Genomic DNA, 16,618 nt, shown 5'->3' with positions numbered 1-16,618 from the left:
GCGCGTGGCGTGGACTCCATGACCTTGCCCCCGAAAAACGTAGTTCTTGGCTGATGATGGAATCAGAGACAGGAGCTACGAGATGAATGACAAGCAAGTGCGTGGGAAGTACACGCAGGAGTTCAAGCTGGAGGCCGTCAGGCTGGTCAGGGCAGGCCAGTCGGTGGGGATGACGGCGAAGGTGCTGGGCATTCCCAAGGCCAGCCTGAGCAACTGGGTGCGCTCCAGTGAGCAGGGGCAGCTTGGTGGCGCTGGCGACCGGCCGGTGACGCCAGAGCAGATGGAGCTGGCCAGGCTGAGGGCGGAACTGGCGCGCGTGAAGATGGAGCGCGACATCGCAAAAAAAGCGGCGGCGTACTTTGCGCAGGATGTTCTGCAAAGTACGCCTGGATCCGGACGATGAAGGAGAGCTGGCCGGTGAGCCTGAGCTGCGAGGTGCTGGGCGTGAGCGTCAGCGGGTACTTCGAGCACCAACGCCGCCAGTATCGACGCCAGCCGAGCCGGCCGGGCTCGGGGCGTCTGAGCGACGAGGCCTTGCTGGCGCACGTGCGTGCCATTCACGCCGAGGTCCGTCAGGAGTACGGATGGCCGCGGATGACTAAGGAGCTGTGCGCCCGGGGCCACCGCGTCGGCAAGGAACGGGTTCGACGCCTGATGCAGCAGCACGGCATCAAGGCTCGGGGCCGCCGCAAGTTCGTCGTCACCACCGACAGCAAGCACAACCTGCCGATCGCGCCAGACCTGCTTCAGCGGGACTTCGCGGCCGACGGCCCCAACGCGAAGTGGACGAGCGACATCACCTACATCGCTACCGACGAAGGCTGGCTGTACCTGGCGGCCTTCATCGACTTGCACAGTCGGATGATCGTGGGCTGGAGCATGCAGCCCCACATGCGCGCCAGCCTGGTGACGGACGCGCTGCGCATGGCGTGGTTCCGGCGTCGGCCACCGCCGGGGCTGATCGTGCACACGGACCGCGGCAGCCAATACTGCAGCGACGAGTTCCAGAAGGCGCTGACCGGGTACGGGATGCGCTCGTCGATGAGCCGCAAGGGCGACTGCTGGGACAACGCGCCGACCGAGAGCCTGTGGGGGCGCCTGAAGGTCGGCAGACTGCATGGGCGTAAGTTCGCCACCAGGAGGCAGGCTATGGACGAGGTCATCGACTGGATGGCCTTCTACAACCACCGCCGGCTACATTCCTCGCTGGGCTACCTCAGCCCCAGGCAGTATGAAGAGCGCTGGGTCGCGGCACAGCTCAACAAGGCCGCGTAACAAGGATGCTAAGAGCTACGGGATTCAGGGGCAAGGTCACCATAATGTCGAGGTCGCCCGCGTGCCATGAGGCACAAAACGCCATGGATGATCCGATCACCTATCTCTCGTTCTGGGACGTTGATCTGTCGAACTTCCCGATCGGTACCGTCAAGAAGCGTCACCTTTCCCAGACCGAGGCACGCAGCAAGATCAATTCAGCGCGCACAGCCGGGAAGTTGGTCTGCGTTGCAAGGGACGATCTTGGTGCGCCGTACTGCGAGCGCGAGCGCGAGCAGCACGAGCAACTGTGCGCGGCACTTCGTAACCACGTCGATGTCGACGTTCGGCTGAACGACTTCTTTGGCAGAAGTTGCGCGAACCCACTCGGCCTCGCACAAGTCGGTGAGCAAGCAGATCTGCTGGTCGTTGACTGCGCCTACGCCCTGGATGAGGGAGCCAGTGTCGATGCCGCCCGCATGGGGGTCGCCGATTCTGCTGAGTCCTTTGCAGCTGCGAAGGAGAAGGCGCGGCGACGTGGCAGGGAAGCGCTGCGGGTGAAGATTGCGCCAGACTCGATCAGCTTCTACGTCTTCGAACAGCTCGGGGGTTAGTGGCTTTTCGTCCGGCGGCAGGTCGTCTCGAACAGCTCACTTGGGAGTTCCTGCCGACTTGTAGCGCCGGGGCACCAGGCGGCCGGAAGGTCCAGCCCGCAACTCGATCGCCTCTCCCAACTCGGTAGGCGAATAGCTGAGGTGGATCGGCCTGTCCTTCCCGTAGTAGTAGAGCCGATCGAAAGGGAGGTTCTCGACAATCCAATCGGCGACCTCCTCCATGTTCTCATCGTCGACGATGAAGTCGCATGCGGCGCCACCGCGCTCGCAAAGCGGCTGGCCGCGCCGGTTCAGTTCATGTGCCGCATGCTGGTCCAAGTCGGGTGCCACCCGCCTCTTGATGTGCGCGCCCAGACCAGGGGAACAGAAGCCATAGGTCAAGCGGATCGCGCCGAAGTACTCCACGATCGGATCGAGCAGCTTCACGGCCAAGTCGTACAAGGCGTTATAGCTCTCCGGATTCAGCGGGGTGTTGGGCAGCCGCAGCCGCGCCTGGGTTTCGCCGCACTCGATGAAGCTGCGGTAGGAAAGCGTCGCGCCACACGCTTCGTCGAGCGATGGGATGGTCGTGCTGCGGCGAAGGGAAAAGCCTTTGACCTCCAGCCTGCGCCTTGCCAAGCTCTTCTCCAGCTGCTCATAGGTCGGTCCATGTTCGGCGCTGCCCAGGACACCAGCTTCCTCCAGTGCCCGATCGAAGGCTTCCTGCTCTTCGTAGTGCGCCATTTCTTCGTGCATGTAGCGACCCTTGAGATAGAGAGGCGGCTTGGGGTATTCGGCCCCGTACACGAAGAGGTCGTAGTCGGCGCGGCGTACGTTCACCTTGATGCGCCTGGTCATCAGCGGCAGTGGCTGTGCATCGAAGTTTTCGAACTGCATCAGCGTCAGTTTCCCTGAGCCGCAGTGCACCTTGACGAGATCCACTTTGCCCAGGTCACCGTAGACCAGGAGGCCGCACGAAACGAAGGCGCGCAAGACAATCGGGAGCCGCTCGACCAGCGAGACATGAAGCTGCAGCTTGTCGGCGTCCAGCCAGCCGAGCCCGCTAGTCACCGCTTCTCGGCAAGCCGTGAGCAGCGCATCTCCATCAGCCGCACGAGTGAGCAGTTCCATACCGGCCGCCTGGGCACTCGCATAGTCACCAAAGAACGCCTTGACGTCTCGCTGTAGGCGGACCTCCAGCTGACGATACCGAGGGCGCTTGCTGAACTGCTGGATCGCGAAGTAGAGCAGCAAGTCGTCGGCGCGCGCCGCCTGCGCCTTCGCCAGCATAGCCCCATCGAAGCTGCGGACCATCTTCCTGATGGCTCGGCCCAAGCTGCCGAAGACGTCGATGAGTTCCGGCAGCCTGTCAATCTCAGCCTCTTCTGGGTATCGGCCCAGGTCAAGGGTTGCACGCCACAGCTCCGTGAGCAGTGGATGTGGCGGTTCAGGCGTCCGTGGCGCGGCGATCTCACGGACAGGTTGCTCCCTGACTGGCTTGGGCGGCCTCGGCCGGACAGCAAGCAGGCGCTCCGTCACGTCGCGCCGTCTGTATCGGCCGGCGAGGTATCGCTGCTCCCAATCCTTGTCCTTGAAGACCAATGCCATGCCTGGCCCAACAAGGATTGCCTCCTGGTGCAGCGCCTGCTCGAGGTAGTCTTTCAGTTCCGCCTGCTGAAAGTACTTCTGGAACGTGCCCCTCGACGTCATGAAGCCATCGCCGAATGGCTTTCCAGCGTTCTCCGGTCCGTACAGCATCACTGCCACGGACATCACGCGCTGGGCGAGGGAGAAAGCGCGGTGGAGCACGTCGACGCGCTCCGCGGGATCTTCGATGACGTTGATCACGAAGCCGACGTTGACCACTTCGGCAGTGGAGAGCGGCCTGTTCGGCGCGTAGTGAGGATCCCAGCCTTGGGCAGCGAAACCTTCGCCACTGAGCGTTGACAGGTCGTCGCCTCGTCCGCAGCCATAGTCGAAGAATGACATCTCGCGGCTTAGCAAACCCAACCGCAGCAAAGTCTGGACCGGTGCCGAGAGCGCCGACCGCCCGAGCGCGGTCAGGTGACGCTGAACACATTGCCCTACCCGGTTCGCCCGCCCATCAACATCGTCGATGGCGTTGCCCAACGGCGCGAGCTGGCCACCGAGCAGCTGATATCCCTTTGCCGCAATGTGTCGCTCCCAGTTCATTCGGAAGCCGATTGACAGCGGATCGTCGAACAAGCCGAGCGCTTCGGCCTGTGAGGTCATCGCGCACCAACGTTCCCGCGCAGGATGCCGATCCGACACCAGCAGCTCCTTCCTGTGCAGGATCGGTGGGTTCAGCGATTCGACATAGGACCGTAGCACTGGCTCGCTGTTGCCGCTCCTCCCTGGGGACCAGCTCAAAGCAAGGGCTGGAAACGGCTCGTCATCGAACTCCGGGTAGGCGAGAAGTGAAACGCGCTGTGAGCGGGTGTTGATCTTCGCGACGTTGGCCAACGCTCGCCCTCCATCGTCGAGCCGCTGAAGCGCATTCCGAATGATCGCGCGTTGCGACGAATCCGCGAGATCGTCAACGAACTCGAGATGGACGTAGAGGTCGTCGCCGACCCGCTTCCCCGCGCCGTTGCGCATCGAGGCCTCTCCAAGTGCACCGCTTAACTCGACCGCTGCGTCGCTCCAGGCGGTCTGCCCGTGCGCAACATTCCAGCACGGCAGCATCATGTTAGCGCCCTTCTTCACGTCGGCCGCACGAGCGGTGGCTGCCTTCCGATGGCGGCACAATTCGCGATCAACGCGCTCCGGAGGGAACATGAAGACATGGCTCATCGCGTTTGCCTTGGCCACCGTGACAACGCTGGCCAGCGCGCAGCAGACGCCCCCACCGAAAGCCGTTGACTCCGCGGCGGTGGCGCCAGTGATAACGACCCAGGTCAGTCCTCCACCAGCGCCCGCAGCGACAGGCCACGGCAAGGGATCGCAACCAGATGAAGCTGCGTTAACGAAGTCGCTGACTGGCCTTGAATCAGCGGTCGCCCGGATCGAAGGAAAGCTGCCGTCAGCGTGGTGGACGACACCTTTGACCACGCTGATCTCCGTCTTGATCGGCGGACTGATCACAGGTGGCATCGGGTACTTCATGCAAGCACGCCTGCTCGAGCATCAGGATCAGCAGGCCGCCAAGCGTGCGATCCTGGATGAGAACCTGGCCGACAAGAAGGCGAACCACGAAGTCCGGCAAACGCTGTTCGATTGGCGAGTGCGGCAGTTCATGGAGCTGTATGGACCTCTGCGCGCGCTGTTCGACGGGTCCAATGAGGTCTACCGTCGGATGAATGAAGCTCTCATCAGTCAGGACCCAAACCGCTTCCGGGACTTGACGCTTTCCGGCGAAGCCGATCAGCTGAAGGAGGTCGATCCAGATGGCCGATTCTTTGAGATCTACGACGAGACCACAGGAGCCTGGCGCAAGTTCCGAACGATCATGGACTGGAGCATCGTCTACGGCCGCGGCCTCGGTGTCGATGGCTACTTCGACAGGATTGTCGACATCGGCAGCAGCATCTCAAAGCTAATAGGGGAGAAGGCTGGCTTGGTGATGCCGCACCACGCCGAGCTCTTGGCTTCCTTCGGAAAGTACCTGGCGCACTTTGAGGTCCTAAAGGAACTCCATGCAGGGGCGCAAGAGCCTCAAGACGAGGCGAAGGTCGCAATCGGAGCTCCCCTCAAAGTCAGGGAAGCAGCCGCGTTTCCAAACAGCATTCAGAGACTCGTCCGGGCAGGAGCCGATGAGCTTCTTGCCGAGCTGGCGAAACCTTCAGTTGCCCAGCCAACAGCTTAGCGGGACGGTTCAGCTCCACGGCGAGCGAGGACGTTGATCCATAGCGGACCGTCCGGCCGCATCACATCCTTGCTTTCCCAGGACCGGAGCACCTGAAGACCGCTTTCCGTGATCGCATCCTCGAACTCTGCAGCGCTGTAGTACGTGTATCGGCGCCCGTCCGATTGCACTTGGTCGCCGACGCCGACTTGGACTGTTGCGAAGAAGACTCCACCGGGTCTGAGCAGATCTCGCAAGCTTCTGATGGTTCCGTAAAGCTCTGAACGACGCAAATGCAAAAGCGAAGCGCATGCCCAGATTGCATCGAACCGCTCGTTCGTCTCGAAGGACTCCGCGCGCGCGACCGTGAAGTACGGCCCTACGTGGCGCGACGCTAGGGTGGCAAGTTCCGGCGACGCCTCGATACCGAAGGCGTCGTAACCCAATGCCCGAAAGGCTTTGACGTCACGGCCTGAACCGGATCCAACGTCCAAGATCCGGCCATGCTCGCCGACCGCCTCCAAGAACGGGCGATAGAGATGGACCATGGAAAGACCGAAGGTCCGGTCGAAGTACGACTGCGCGTTCTCCCGGTAGAAGGCGTCTGTCGCTGCCACTACCGGCACGCCTTTTCGTTCGATGGACTGCTCGAGATTGTTCATGCCCGACCCTTTCGACAGAGAGTATGTACGCCCACTGGCTCAGGAGGTGAGCCACCTATCCATCGGAAAGGTCACATCGCAGCCCGGTCAGATCCTGTCTTCTTCGGCCTTCCGGGCGCAGGTCAATGATCCGCGCTTCCGCGACGACCTGAATGGCAAGGGATACTTCGGCCTCCGAAGGCGTTCCATGAAGTGGGATTCGCCGACGACCGACCAGCAGCAACGTCCCTCCTTCCGGACCACACGTGGCCCGCCATGTCCCATCGACCGCGGCGCCCATGCTTGCCAACGCCGCCTCAAGGCGGCAGATCGTGGGAAACGGCATGCTCTTCGCCAGCACCTCCCCAGTCGAACCCATCACCTCGAAAACCACCGTTCCAGGGGTACCGGTGCGAATCACGATCGATGCTCTCCCCGATTCCAACTTCATCCGGCAGCCTCCACGATCCTCCGCATCGAGCACCGCACTACCGCCACGCCTCAGGTGCAACGATCATTGTCAGTGTTGCCATACGACTGCTATCCGACGTCTCGGATGGCCAGCGCAAAGGCTTCGTGCTCTGCAAAGCCTTCCATGATCAGCTCGACGATCACCTCGCGGCGATCGCGCACGGCCGGCGGCAACGTCGCCTTGTGCTGTTGGTAGAAGATCGCCATTAGCTCACGAGCGCGCGGCTCCTTCACCCTCTTGCGCGGTTGCACCGCGACCTCGGTCGACTTGACGAAGCAGGCGAAGTCCAGGCTCACCGTGCTCCAGTCGAACTCGAAAACTCGTTCGCGGGCGGCGACTGGATCGAAGTGGCGAGTGAAGCCACTGCCGCACTCGCCAGAACCCTTGTTAATGACGAGGGAAGTCAGGTCCGGAAGACCTCGTTCGCTCGTGAACATGCGGACCACATCGAGCCGGCGACCAGTGGACACCGCAATGGCCTTCTGCACCACCGGCCTCTCCGGATACTCGGCCTTCGCGCGTTCGACCAGTTCGCCATAGGTGAGACGATGCTTGTGCTTGGCCAAGTCCACCAGGATCGGGTAGTACGCTGACGCCAGGAGCACATCCGTCAGCGTGACGTTGGCATAGAAGCCCTCTGCAATGCCCATCGTGCCCCCGCTGCCATTGACCTGGAGGTCGAAGTGTCGCCGATGCGCTTGGCATGCCGGCTGCCTACTTCAGCGCGGCACACGAAACCGCCGCCCCCTTTGACCCGTAAGGGGCCACCGGTAGGGGCCGACCTGCCCGGGTGACGTTCCTGGTGGCTACGCCGCCTCGAACCCCTCTCAGATCCGGGTCCGCGTTTTCCCTACCCCAAGCTGCCCCGCTTGCGGCACAGAGCATCTGCACTCCGCCCGCTCGTGTCGCGTTCGGTTTACAAGGAGCGACATTTCCCGCTGTATTAGAAAGTCCTGGCCTGCCAAGGGCGAAAATAACCCAGCAATCCAACCGCCGGCCGGGAACGGGCACGGAGCAACACAGGGGAGGGGGCCGTGACGCCACCCGCAGCACACTGGATTCGATTTCTACGCAACTACGGACCGTTGCCGACCAACGGCAACCTGTTCGACGAGCACATCAACGCCGCGCTCAAGCGGGCGCAGGTGCGGCCCATCGAACTTCCGACGCCCTCCGTCGATGCCATGGCCGAGAAGGTGGCCGCCGGCGAAGTGCGGTCGATCCTGATCGCCGGCACCGCCGGTGACGGCAAGACGTACCACGCACGCAAGCTCTGGGAGCGGCTGGGTGGCGACCCCAAAGGATGGGATCGGCACGAGAAGACCAAGACGCTGGAACTCGCCGGCGGTCGTGCCCTGACCTTCGTCAAGGACCTGAGCGAGCTGACCCCTGAGCAGGGCCTAGCCGTGTTGGCCGGGCTGGAGTCGTCCGCGCTTGAGCCGGGCCACCCGGTCGGCTACGTCATCGCTTGCAACCACGGCCAGATCCTCGACCGGCTGCGCACCTTCCGCTCGCCCGCGGACGGCTCGGCCTCTCGGCTCCTCGATGACGTGCAGCGAGCCTTCCTTGAGCCGGGCCGAACGATCCCTGGGCTGATGCTCAACGACCTCGGCGGCGCGACTCAGCGCCACTCCTTCCGCGCGGTCATCAAGGCAGTGACCGAACACCCCGACTGGAGCCACTGCGATGGATGCCAGCTGAACGCCGGTGACCGTCAGTGTCCGATCGCCGCCAACCGTCGGCGCGCGATGGGCGCCGATGATGCCGGCCTGTTCATCAGTCGCCTTGAGGACCTGATCGACCTCGCCCGCCTGAACGGCGCCCACCTGCCGATGCGCGACCTCCTCGCGCTAGTGGCCAACATGCTGCTTGGTCACCCGGATGCGAAGGACAACCTGATGACGTGCGGCGACGTCGCGCGCCTGCAGGAGGAGCGGCTGACCGATCGCGCCAGCATCTACCGGAACGTCTTCGGTGCAAATCTTGGGCATCGTCGCGCGATGGCGCGGACGGTTTTCCGCACCCTGGGTTCTTTCGGCATCGGCGAGGAGTCGACCAACACGATCGACGGCCTCCTCGTGTACGGTCAGCACGACCAATCGTTGCGCATCGACTTCGACAGACTGGTGGCCAACGACCGGGTCTACGGCGCCGGCGCCGGGTACCTCACCCAGCAGGCCCAATACCTGGAAGGTGACGAGTCGGCGCGCGAAGAGCAGACCGCCGCGGCCTTCGTGCAGCGCCTCAGCGACCAACGGCAGCGCCTGTTCTTCACGCTGCCAGCTGAGGACGCGGCAGCCTATCCATTCTGGAGCCTGTCGATGTTCCGCTTCGCAGGCGACTACCTGGCGCTGCAGCGGTGCTGCGAACAGAACCTTGCGGTGTCGCCTCACGTGCGCGGGCGCATGGTGCGTGGCCTGAACCGAGTCATGACGGGCCTTCTGCTCGACAACACCGACACGATCTTCATCGCGAGCTCGGGCGGGTTCAGCCAGTCAAAGATCAGCGTGCTGTGCGACACCGAAGTGCCTGCCAAGCGAGTCGGCAACGGGGCCGGGCTGCGCCTGCGCTTCGATCAGATCACGCAGCGGCCGGCCATCGAGGTGCACGTCGCCCCGGGTGCGGCCGCATCGGTCAAGTTCGACCTGACGCCGGTTCGATTCGAGTTTATCTGCCGGGTGGCTGAGGGCGCGTTGCCGAGCAGCTTCTCCAACGAGTGCTACGAAGACCTGCTGGCGTTCAAGGTTCGACTGTTGCGCAAGGCGGAACACGTGCGGCAGCAGCAGATGACAGAACATGACAGCGAGCCCGGCGAACCCACCGCCGACGCTGGCGAGCTGCAGCTCGCGTTCATCGAGATCGAGGAAAACGGCAGCGGCTTTCTCAAGCGTGTGACCGTGGGAGCCGGTGCATGACACCCACCATCAAGGAAGTCTCATTCGTCGTCGACGAGCAGATCTGGGGCCACCGGCTGTACGACGAGCAGCTTCCCCATCTGGCAGTCCTCGAGTTCTTCAACGTCCTGCAGTCGAACCTCAGCAACCCGTTGCGGGAACCGGCCCAAGGCCGCGTGCGCTACCGCCCGCAGCACCAGGTCCGCCTGCGCAACATCCTCTTCAACAACCCGTACATCGAGGTCGTGCGCTCCACCACCGGCTCCGACGAAGCCAAGTGGGCACGGTGGGTCGAACTATTTCGCGAGGACGCGACGGATCCGCCGGAACGGTATGTGAACGAGTTGAAGCGCAGATTCACGAGCTTCGACGACTTCGCGCGCGCTGTCGAGCTGCTGCGCACCTCTGCCTTCGAGGGACAGAGCAACAAGCGCTGGAGTTCGCGCTTCGTCTTCCCGTTCGGGCCGGCCGCGCTGTACGAAGACTTGCGCTTCGACGCGAGTGGCAACGCGTCCAACGATCGCCGCTTCTTCGCCCGCACAGGCGAACTGCTCTACCTGATGCTGAGCCGGGCGGTGCGCAGTCCGCAACTCGGCGCCGAGCTCGTGCGACGCATGTTCCAGTCCGAATCGCAAATGGACCGGCTGGTCGCCTCCCTGCAGGGCCCGCCGCATCTTGCGGACAAGGAAAAGGAAGTCGGCTACCTCCCCCTGGCCAGCGCCCCACGCTTTGATCGCCTGTGCGACGACTGGCTGGCCGTGCTGTCGCGCGACATGCCGCTGTACGACGGCCTGGACCACCTCATCACCATCACCGGCCTGAACCTCCTGCTGTACTTCCTTGAGCAAGCCCGGGACGCCATCGGCGCTGAAGAGCCGGTGGAGTTGCTGTGCGAGATCGTGTCGAAGCAACGGACGAAGGTTCGCGCGCTCTCGATCGCTGGCTTCCAGACCAACCAAGGCATGTCTGTTCGTGCCATCGAAGCGCTCATCAAGCGGTTCCAAACGACACCGGCATGGCTGGAAGCGCTGGCTTCCGAAGACCCGACGGGCAACTGCGCCGCCCTCGTGCGGGAGCACTTCCAGTACGAGAAGGACGACGAGGTGCCCTTGACCAACATGGCACCCACCGAGTTGCTCGGCCGGCTCCTCGAGCGCGCCCTCAACCGGCACGAACAGCACGTTGCCCGCATCCATGGCACATGGTCTCGGGCACTTGGCCTCAGTTCACGGCGGTTGAGCCGGCGCGTCCGCTATGCGCCAAGCGACAGGCTGCTGAAGGCACTCGTCGTCACGGTCGTCGACGACACGATGGAGTACTCACAGTTCCTGGCCGAGATCTACCGGCGCTACGGCATCGTGGTCGGGCACGTAGAAGGCGCCCGCTACATCGAGAGCCACCAGGTGGACCAGGCCGCGCTGATGGACAACGCGGCCCACCTGGAGACTCGTCTCCTCGGCCTCGGTCTGGTGCGGCGCCTGTCAGATTCGTGCGCCTTCGTGGAGAACCCATTCACCCGCCGAGGTGCCCAGTGAGCATCGCAGACATCATTGTCGGCCGCGTGGGCGCGGCCATCCTTCGCCAGCGCATTGCCACTGCCAAGCAAGCTGACGGCGCCTCCGAGGCGCCGGCGCTGTTTCGTCTTGACCGTCTGAGCAGCGGCCACATCGCGGCAATCGTTCGTGAGATCCACAGCGACACCACGCTCCGGGCGCTGGTTGACGTGCGCATCCCCAGGACTCTCGTCGTCAACGAGACCCTGCATCCCGACCTGCTAACCGAAGAGAACGCGGGAGCCGTTCGCAACACGCCCACCGACAAGGCGGCGATGCTGACGGCCAACGGTCTCGAGCCAAACCTCGAAGACACCCTGGGCCATGTCACGCCCATCGGCGCAGCCGAGTTTCACGGCCAGGCCGCGGAGTGGGTCGAGGCGACGATCCTCGGCACCGGGCTACTGCTGGCCGACGATGACCATCAGGTCTTCATCGCAGCCCTCCGTGGCCTGCTCGCCGCCGAGGAGTTTTCGCTCCACCAGCTGGCCGCGTTCTGTGCGGCGATTGGCCAAGCCTCGAAGTCCGAAGGACTTCCCATCCGCGCGGCCATCGGCCGTGCGCTGCCGGAACTGCGCTTGCCCCGCGATACGGCGCTGTTCACAAACAGCCGCACCTATGGCATTGCCATCACGCCATGGCGCAAGGCGTTCGAGAAGCTCTTCAACGAACGGGCCCCGCTGGTCGTCAAGCAGCGAAAGAACGGCCAGACGATCGATGGCGCGGACATCCGCGACCGGTTCGAAGAGAACGAGGCCAATATCAAGCTTGAGGCGCGGCCGGTCATTGGCGGCTTCATCGCCGCGCAGCCGGGGGACCTCGACGTGGCGCGGGCGCTGTGCGACTTCGAGTGGGAGGCCGATGGCATCCACCTGCTGTTCGACCGACCGAAGGAGAAGAAGCGAGGCCTGGCCGACGAGACGACCGAGTTCTTCAAGGAAGATTGCAACGACACAGATGTCCTGTCGCCGGAGTGGGAAGCTCACCTGGTCGATCTCAGGACCCGCGAGAAGCGCAACGAGTGGACCGATGAGGACGAGCAGTTCTTCGACCTTCATCGCGCCTACCTCGACCAACATCCGAAGCTCAAGGCAAGGTGGGAGAAGGCCCTTTTTGGGAAGCCCATCGACTGCACGGACTTCCTGGAGGGCCTGGTCACCGCCATCCAACGGCTGACAGCGGCCGAAGCCAGCGCCGTGGGTGATCGACGAGTCCGGATCAAGGTCGCCCGCGGCCGCAAGGATTGGCGCGAGCGCTTCAACCACGACATCGGGAACTACTTCTCGACGATGTACCGGGCGCTGCGGGTGCTCTTGCAAGAGCGCGTGTCGTTCGAGCGCTCGGTGCCGAACTACCCCGGGCTGCCGGACCCGCTGTTCGACTTCCCGGCCTTTCTGGAGTTCGAGCGCGCGCGCAAACCCGAGTCGGCCAAGCCGGTGATCTCCGTCGCGCGTCAGCAGATCCAGCTCAAGTTCGAGGTCGCACTGGAAATCCGCCAGGGCGACAAAGTCGTGTCGGCGGACAAGACGCACCTGATCTGGTGGGGGCAGCCCGAGGCCATCGGCCTGCAGCTCCTGGACGACGTGCAGCGGCTGCGCCAGAAGGGCACGATCGCCTGCACCGAAGTACCGCGTCGGCTGGTCAGCAAGAAGGGCGGCATCCAGTCGGTCTCTCTGCTCGATGTGAGCACGCTGGAGGCTACCTTCGGACGCGACGCGGGCTCCCTGGTCCCGCAGCCCGCGAAGATCCGCAACCTCGGCCGCGAAGTGTCGCAAGCGATCAAGCAGCTTAAGGAGCAGGAGCGCCTCACCCCGGAGCAGGCGAAGGCCATCGTCGAGGCCTGGGATCGCTTCCAGGAGACGTACCAGCAGGCCCTCGGCGACATGATCGGCCGCGGTCTGCACACTGATGCGGTGATGCAGCAGGCCGAGCACTTTGCGGCGCTGCTGCGGCTGCTCAAAGACAACGCCCGAGGCGATGTCGCGCGATCGAAGCTGGTCAACCTGATCCTGCGTGCCGGGACCGTTGTTGTCACCGGCGACCAGCCCAGCCTCGTCGTGCCCCCGTGGCATCCCGAGCGGATGAAGGCACTTGCTGTCAAGCTCAGGCGCACGGCCGGCCTGATCAACCACCTGCTGTCTTCCGAGCACATCGACTTCGGGGACCGCAACATCTTCTTCCAGGAGTTCACCGAAGAGCTGGCCCACCCCTTCTACCCCGAGGTCGCCGTCGCCGACCGCAACGGGGCGCCCGTGCTTGTAGCTGAGTCCAGTACGGTCAACGGCTACAGCCTGATGGAGCAGCCGGTGCAATCGGGCGACGATGAGCTGACCGATGTGAGCCCCACGGAAGCCGCACGGCAAGTGCGTGAGCTCATCGAACGCTACGTCGGCCTGCAGCGGCACGAGGCGAGCAGCATGTCGGTCGTGCTGTACAACGCCGACGCGGCCGCGCTGCCCCTGGCCACCGTTCGGGCTCTCACCGACCTGGAGAGCGAGGAGTCGGACCTCCAGTGCAACGTGGCGGTGCGCCACACGGACCCAGGCAAGTTGCGCAAGCTCTACGCCGAGCTGGTGAGCAAGTCCGATGCGGACCCTGACGTTCCCGTGGTCAGCGAGACCTCGGACAACTTCATGTCGAAGTTGAGGATCTCCGTCGTCCCCACCAGCGGCTCGCTCCCCGAGTCCGCGCACGGCTTCCGCCCCTTCGACATCGCGTTCCTGCACGACGTCGTCGCACGAACCGCCTCACCGGAGTGGGTGCCTCAACACTGGCTCAACGACCGTGACTCGCTCGAGCACGCGCCGTCACGCTGGTCATACCGCAGCGTGTCCGGGGAGAACGAGCTCAAGTCGACGACATTTCTGACCTGCCCACAGCAGACCGCGTCCGGACGTGCCTACGTCGACATGGTGGGCGCAGTGGTGCGGCAGCAGGATCCCCCGGCCGGCCACCACCTGGTTCCGGCACGCCAGATCTCGCTGAAGAACGAGCGCCTGGGCGACATCTTCCGGGATGCGCACCAGATCGCTGAGTGGGTGGCCACCTACGACGAGCTGCTCGACAAGCGGCAGCTGCTGGCCAACGACATCAAGGTGGTGCGATACCGCCGTCACAGGACCAACGGGCGCAACATGATCGTCAGCTCGACGTCCGAGCTGCGCCTGCTCAAGGTCCTCGCGCGTCGCCGCATTGACGAGCTGGGTCTCAACGTGCCTGTCGACCGGCTCGACGCGGCCGCGGATCGCGTCATCCGCGACGCGCTGGCGGTATCGGGCGACATCGTCTTGCGCGCCGCGAAGCGCGGCGTGTCCGCCGGCGAGATGCTGGGCCTGACGCTCAGCCGCTACCTCGTTCAGCACGAGTTCTGGCGTGTGTGCGGCAGCCCGCAGAAGAGCCCGGTGCAGGTCTTCTTCCTTCTTGACGACTACGCGAGCTGGCTGGCGCAGCGCGAGAGCCGCATTGCCGACCTGCTCGGACTTTGCATCGAGGAGTCGTCGGAAGGCATCCGTCTGCACCTGGCGGTTGTCGAGTCGAAGTACGTCGCCGCCGAAGCCGCCGCGGACGCCAAGCGCGGCTCCCGGGCACAGTTGCTGGCGACGCTGACCACCTTGAGGGAGGCGCTGTTCGGCGACCCTGGCAGACTGGACAGAGACCTTTGGCTCGCGCGCCTGGCTGACCTCCTGATCGATGCCGTCATCCCCCCAGACCAGACCGCCCTGCTCGAGCGCGCACGGGATGAGATCCGCAAAGGAACGGTGCAGCTGTCATTGCGCGGCTACTCCCACGTGTTCCTTCACAGCGCAGATGCCGGCCAGCCAGATACACAGTCGATGCGTGCACCCGTGGAAATCAGCGCTCCCGCGATCGCTTTCCAGGAGGTTTTCGATCGAACGGCCCTGCGGCGCATCGCGGAGGCGTATGCACAGGAACGCGACCCGACCGAGGTCCGGGAGTCGATCGGTGGTGACAAGCCATGGCAGCTGAGCGACGCCCATGCGCCCGCTGCGCGGGTCACCTGGACCGACATGATTGGCAAGCTGGTGGGTGACACTGCACCGCCGCCCGTCGCCGCGGCGCCTGCGGCACCGGAAGCCCCGGCGGCCGTCGTGCCGGGAGAGGAACCTGCTGCAGCCGCTCCGGAGCCAGCGGTTCCCCTCGAACCTGCGGTGCCGCTGGCCGTCGCCGCGCCACTGGACGTAGCGGCGCCGCAGCCAGCTGCGGCCTACGGTCCGGCGTTGACGCAGCTCATCGGAAGCCACGCCGGGTCCGCTTCGACCGCGACTGACGACAGGGAGGCCTGGGCCCGCGAGATGACAGCGGCGCTGAAGAAGGCGCTGAACAGCTATGGCCTGCAGGCCAACGTCATCGGCACGCGCTTGACACCTAACGGCTGCCTCGTGCGTTTGGCCGGTTCCGATCGGCTTCGGGTCGAAGACATCGAGTCGAAGCGCATGCAGCTGCTCACGACCCACAGCCTGCAGCTGGTGACCGTCCAGCCCAAGCCGGGCGAGATCATCGTGTCGATCGCCGGCGAGAAGCGCCAGGCGGTTTCGCTGTGGGATGTCTGGGCACGGCGAGAACTCAAGCGCAACGCGGCGGGCATCAATACTTCGTTCGCACTCGGCCTGCAGGAACTCAATGGCAACGTCCTTTACCTGAATCTAGGCGGCGATTTTGGCGGCCTGTCGCAGCACGAGCCGCACTCTCTGGTCGCCGGCGCGACGGGCAGCGGCAAGTCGGTGCTCATCCAGTCGCTGCTGCTGGACATTGCCGCGACCAACCCCAGCCGCCTTGCCAAGATCGTCCTGATCGATCCGAAGATGGGGGTCGACTATGCCGCGCTCGAAGCGTTACCGCACCTACGCGAGCCGATCATCACGACGCAGGAGCGGGCCATCGAGGTGCTGAAGGCGCTCGTCGAAGAAATGGACCAGCGGTACCGGCAGTTCGCGGAAGTCCGAGCCCGGGACCTGCCAACCTTCAACTCGAAAATCACGCCAGATCGCCGACTCCCGATGATCGTGCTTGTGCACGACGAGTTCGCGGACTGGATGCTCGACGACAACTACAAGGGCGTGGTGAGTGCGGCAGTGGCTCGCCTGGGCGTCAAGGCACGCGCGGCTGGCATCCATTTGGTCTTCGCTGCGCAGCGTCCCGACAAGGACGTTATGCCGATGCAGCTACGAGAGAACCTGGGCAACCGGCTCATTTTGAAGGTGGCCAGTGAAGCCACTTCGAAGATCGCGCTCGATCGTCCAGGGGCCGAACTGTTGCTCGGCAAGGGGCATCTCGCAGCCAAGCTTGCGGGCGAACAAGGCCTGGTGTTCGGCCAGGCGCCCTTTCTCAATGACGACGACATCGCCGCCGCAGTAGCCGCGATCGTGAACGACGACAACTAGGGAG

The 16,618-nt window shown here is 64.1% G+C and carries 10 protein-coding genes; 6 read left to right on the top strand and 4 right to left on the bottom strand.

Translation table 11 applies throughout. The annotated features are described in order from the left end of the window. Positions 1–82: 82 nt before the first annotated feature. Positions 83–1,275, top strand: a protein-coding gene (locus MPE_RS20225; RefSeq protein WP_085984391.1) for an IS3-like element ISMpe1 family transposase whose coding sequence is annotated in 2 segments (ribosomal slippage) — positions 83–338 and positions 338–1,275 — 1,194 coding nt in all. Because the reading frame shifts where the segments join, the coding sequence is not laid out codon by codon here. 83 nt (positions 1,276–1,358) lie between these two features. After that, positions 1,359–1,868, top strand: a complete 510-nt coding sequence (locus tag MPE_RS20220) for a hypothetical protein (RefSeq protein ID WP_041929561.1) — start codon at positions 1,359–1,361, stop codon at positions 1,866–1,868. Between the two features lie 36 nt (positions 1,869–1,904). Here MPE_RS20220 and MPE_RS20215 read toward each other — a convergent pair whose 3' ends face one another. Beyond that, positions 1,905–4,661 carry a DNA phosphorothioation-associated putative methyltransferase gene (locus tag MPE_RS20215; RefSeq protein ID WP_237706375.1) on the bottom strand — a complete coding sequence of 919 codons (2,757 nt, stop codon included), beginning with the start codon at positions 4,659–4,661 and terminating at the stop codon, positions 1,905–1,907. Between MPE_RS20215 and MPE_RS20210 the strand changes: the two genes are divergently transcribed. Then, entirely contained in the window at positions 4,645–5,673 is a 1,029-nt protein-coding gene (locus tag MPE_RS20210; protein WP_148210901.1) for a hypothetical protein, read from the top strand. The two genes, MPE_RS20215 and MPE_RS20210, sit on opposite strands and share 17 nt — an antisense overlap. Here MPE_RS20210 and MPE_RS20205 read toward each other — a convergent pair. The 3 genes from MPE_RS20205 to MPE_RS20200 all read right to left on the bottom strand — a co-directional run bounded on the left by MPE_RS20205 (position 5,670) and on the right by MPE_RS20200 (position 7,415). Then, the gene (locus MPE_RS20205) at positions 5,670–6,314 is read right to left on the bottom strand and encodes a class I SAM-dependent methyltransferase (RefSeq protein ID WP_011828787.1); all 645 of its coding nucleotides are present in this window, start codon (positions 6,312–6,314) and stop codon (positions 5,670–5,672) included. The two genes, MPE_RS20210 and MPE_RS20205, sit on opposite strands and share 4 nt — an antisense overlap. Before the next feature lie 55 nt (positions 6,315–6,369). Next, positions 6,370–6,744 carry a hypothetical protein gene (locus tag MPE_RS23525; protein ID WP_148210900.1) on the bottom strand — a complete coding sequence of 125 codons (375 nt, stop codon included), beginning with the start codon at positions 6,742–6,744 and terminating at the stop codon, positions 6,370–6,372. Between the two features lie 89 nt (positions 6,745–6,833). Next, positions 6,834–7,415, bottom strand: coding sequence for a hypothetical protein (locus MPE_RS20200; RefSeq protein WP_011828785.1), 582 nt, complete (start codon positions 7,413–7,415; stop codon positions 6,834–6,836). Between the two features lie 384 nt (positions 7,416–7,799). On the opposite strand from MPE_RS20200, the gene MPE_RS20195 reads away from it, so the two are divergent. Genes MPE_RS20195 through MPE_RS20185 form a run of 3 tightly spaced genes read left to right on the top strand, consistent with a single transcriptional unit; the run spans position 7,800 to position 16,614 of the window. Continuing rightward, positions 7,800–9,680 carry a DEAD/DEAH box helicase family protein gene (locus MPE_RS20195; RefSeq protein ID WP_011828784.1) on the top strand — a complete coding sequence of 627 codons (1,881 nt, stop codon included), beginning with the start codon at positions 7,800–7,802 and terminating at the stop codon, positions 9,678–9,680. Further along, positions 9,677–11,194, top strand: coding sequence for a methylation-associated defense system protein MAD7 family protein (locus MPE_RS20190; protein WP_011828783.1), 1,518 nt, complete (start codon positions 9,677–9,679; stop codon positions 11,192–11,194). Before MPE_RS20195 ends, MPE_RS20190 begins: the two co-directional genes overlap by 4 nt. Further along, a complete protein-coding gene (locus tag MPE_RS20185; protein ID WP_011828782.1) occupies positions 11,191–16,614 on the top strand; it encodes an FtsK/SpoIIIE domain-containing protein in 5,424 nt (1,807 codons plus the stop codon). The genes MPE_RS20190 and MPE_RS20185 overlap by 4 nt, the downstream gene beginning before the upstream one ends. Positions 16,615–16,618: the final 4 nt, after the last annotated feature.

The organism is Methylibium petroleiphilum PM1, from assembly GCF_000015725.1.
GTDB classification, from domain to species: Bacteria; Pseudomonadota; Gammaproteobacteria; order Burkholderiales; family Burkholderiaceae_C; genus Methylibium; species Methylibium petroleiphilum.
This window is presented reverse-complemented; position numbering and strand designations above follow the sequence as displayed.

Excerpts from the sequence above, each read along its gene's own strand:
- MPE_RS20220 (WP_041929561.1), top strand. The coding sequence starts at position 1,359 with ATGGATGATCCGATCACCTATCTCTCGTTCTGGGACGTTGATCTGTCG.
- MPE_RS20210 (WP_148210901.1), top strand. The coding sequence starts at position 4,645 with ATGAAGACATGGCTCATCGCGTTTGCCTTGGCCACCGTGACAACGCTG.
- MPE_RS20215 (WP_237706375.1), bottom strand. The coding sequence starts at position 4,661 with ATGAGCCATGTCTTCATGTTCCCTCCGGAGCGCGTTGATCGCGAATTG.
- MPE_RS20205 (WP_011828787.1), bottom strand. The coding sequence starts at position 6,314 with ATGAACAATCTCGAGCAGTCCATCGAACGAAAAGGCGTGCCGGTAGTG.
- MPE_RS23525 (WP_148210900.1), bottom strand. The coding sequence starts at position 6,744 with ATGAAGTTGGAATCGGGGAGAGCATCGATCGTGATTCGCACCGGTACC.
- MPE_RS20200 (WP_011828785.1), bottom strand. The coding sequence starts at position 7,415 with ATGGGCATTGCAGAGGGCTTCTATGCCAACGTCACGCTGACGGATGTG.
- MPE_RS20190 (WP_011828783.1), top strand. The coding sequence starts at position 9,677 with ATGACACCCACCATCAAGGAAGTCTCATTCGTCGTCGACGAGCAGATC.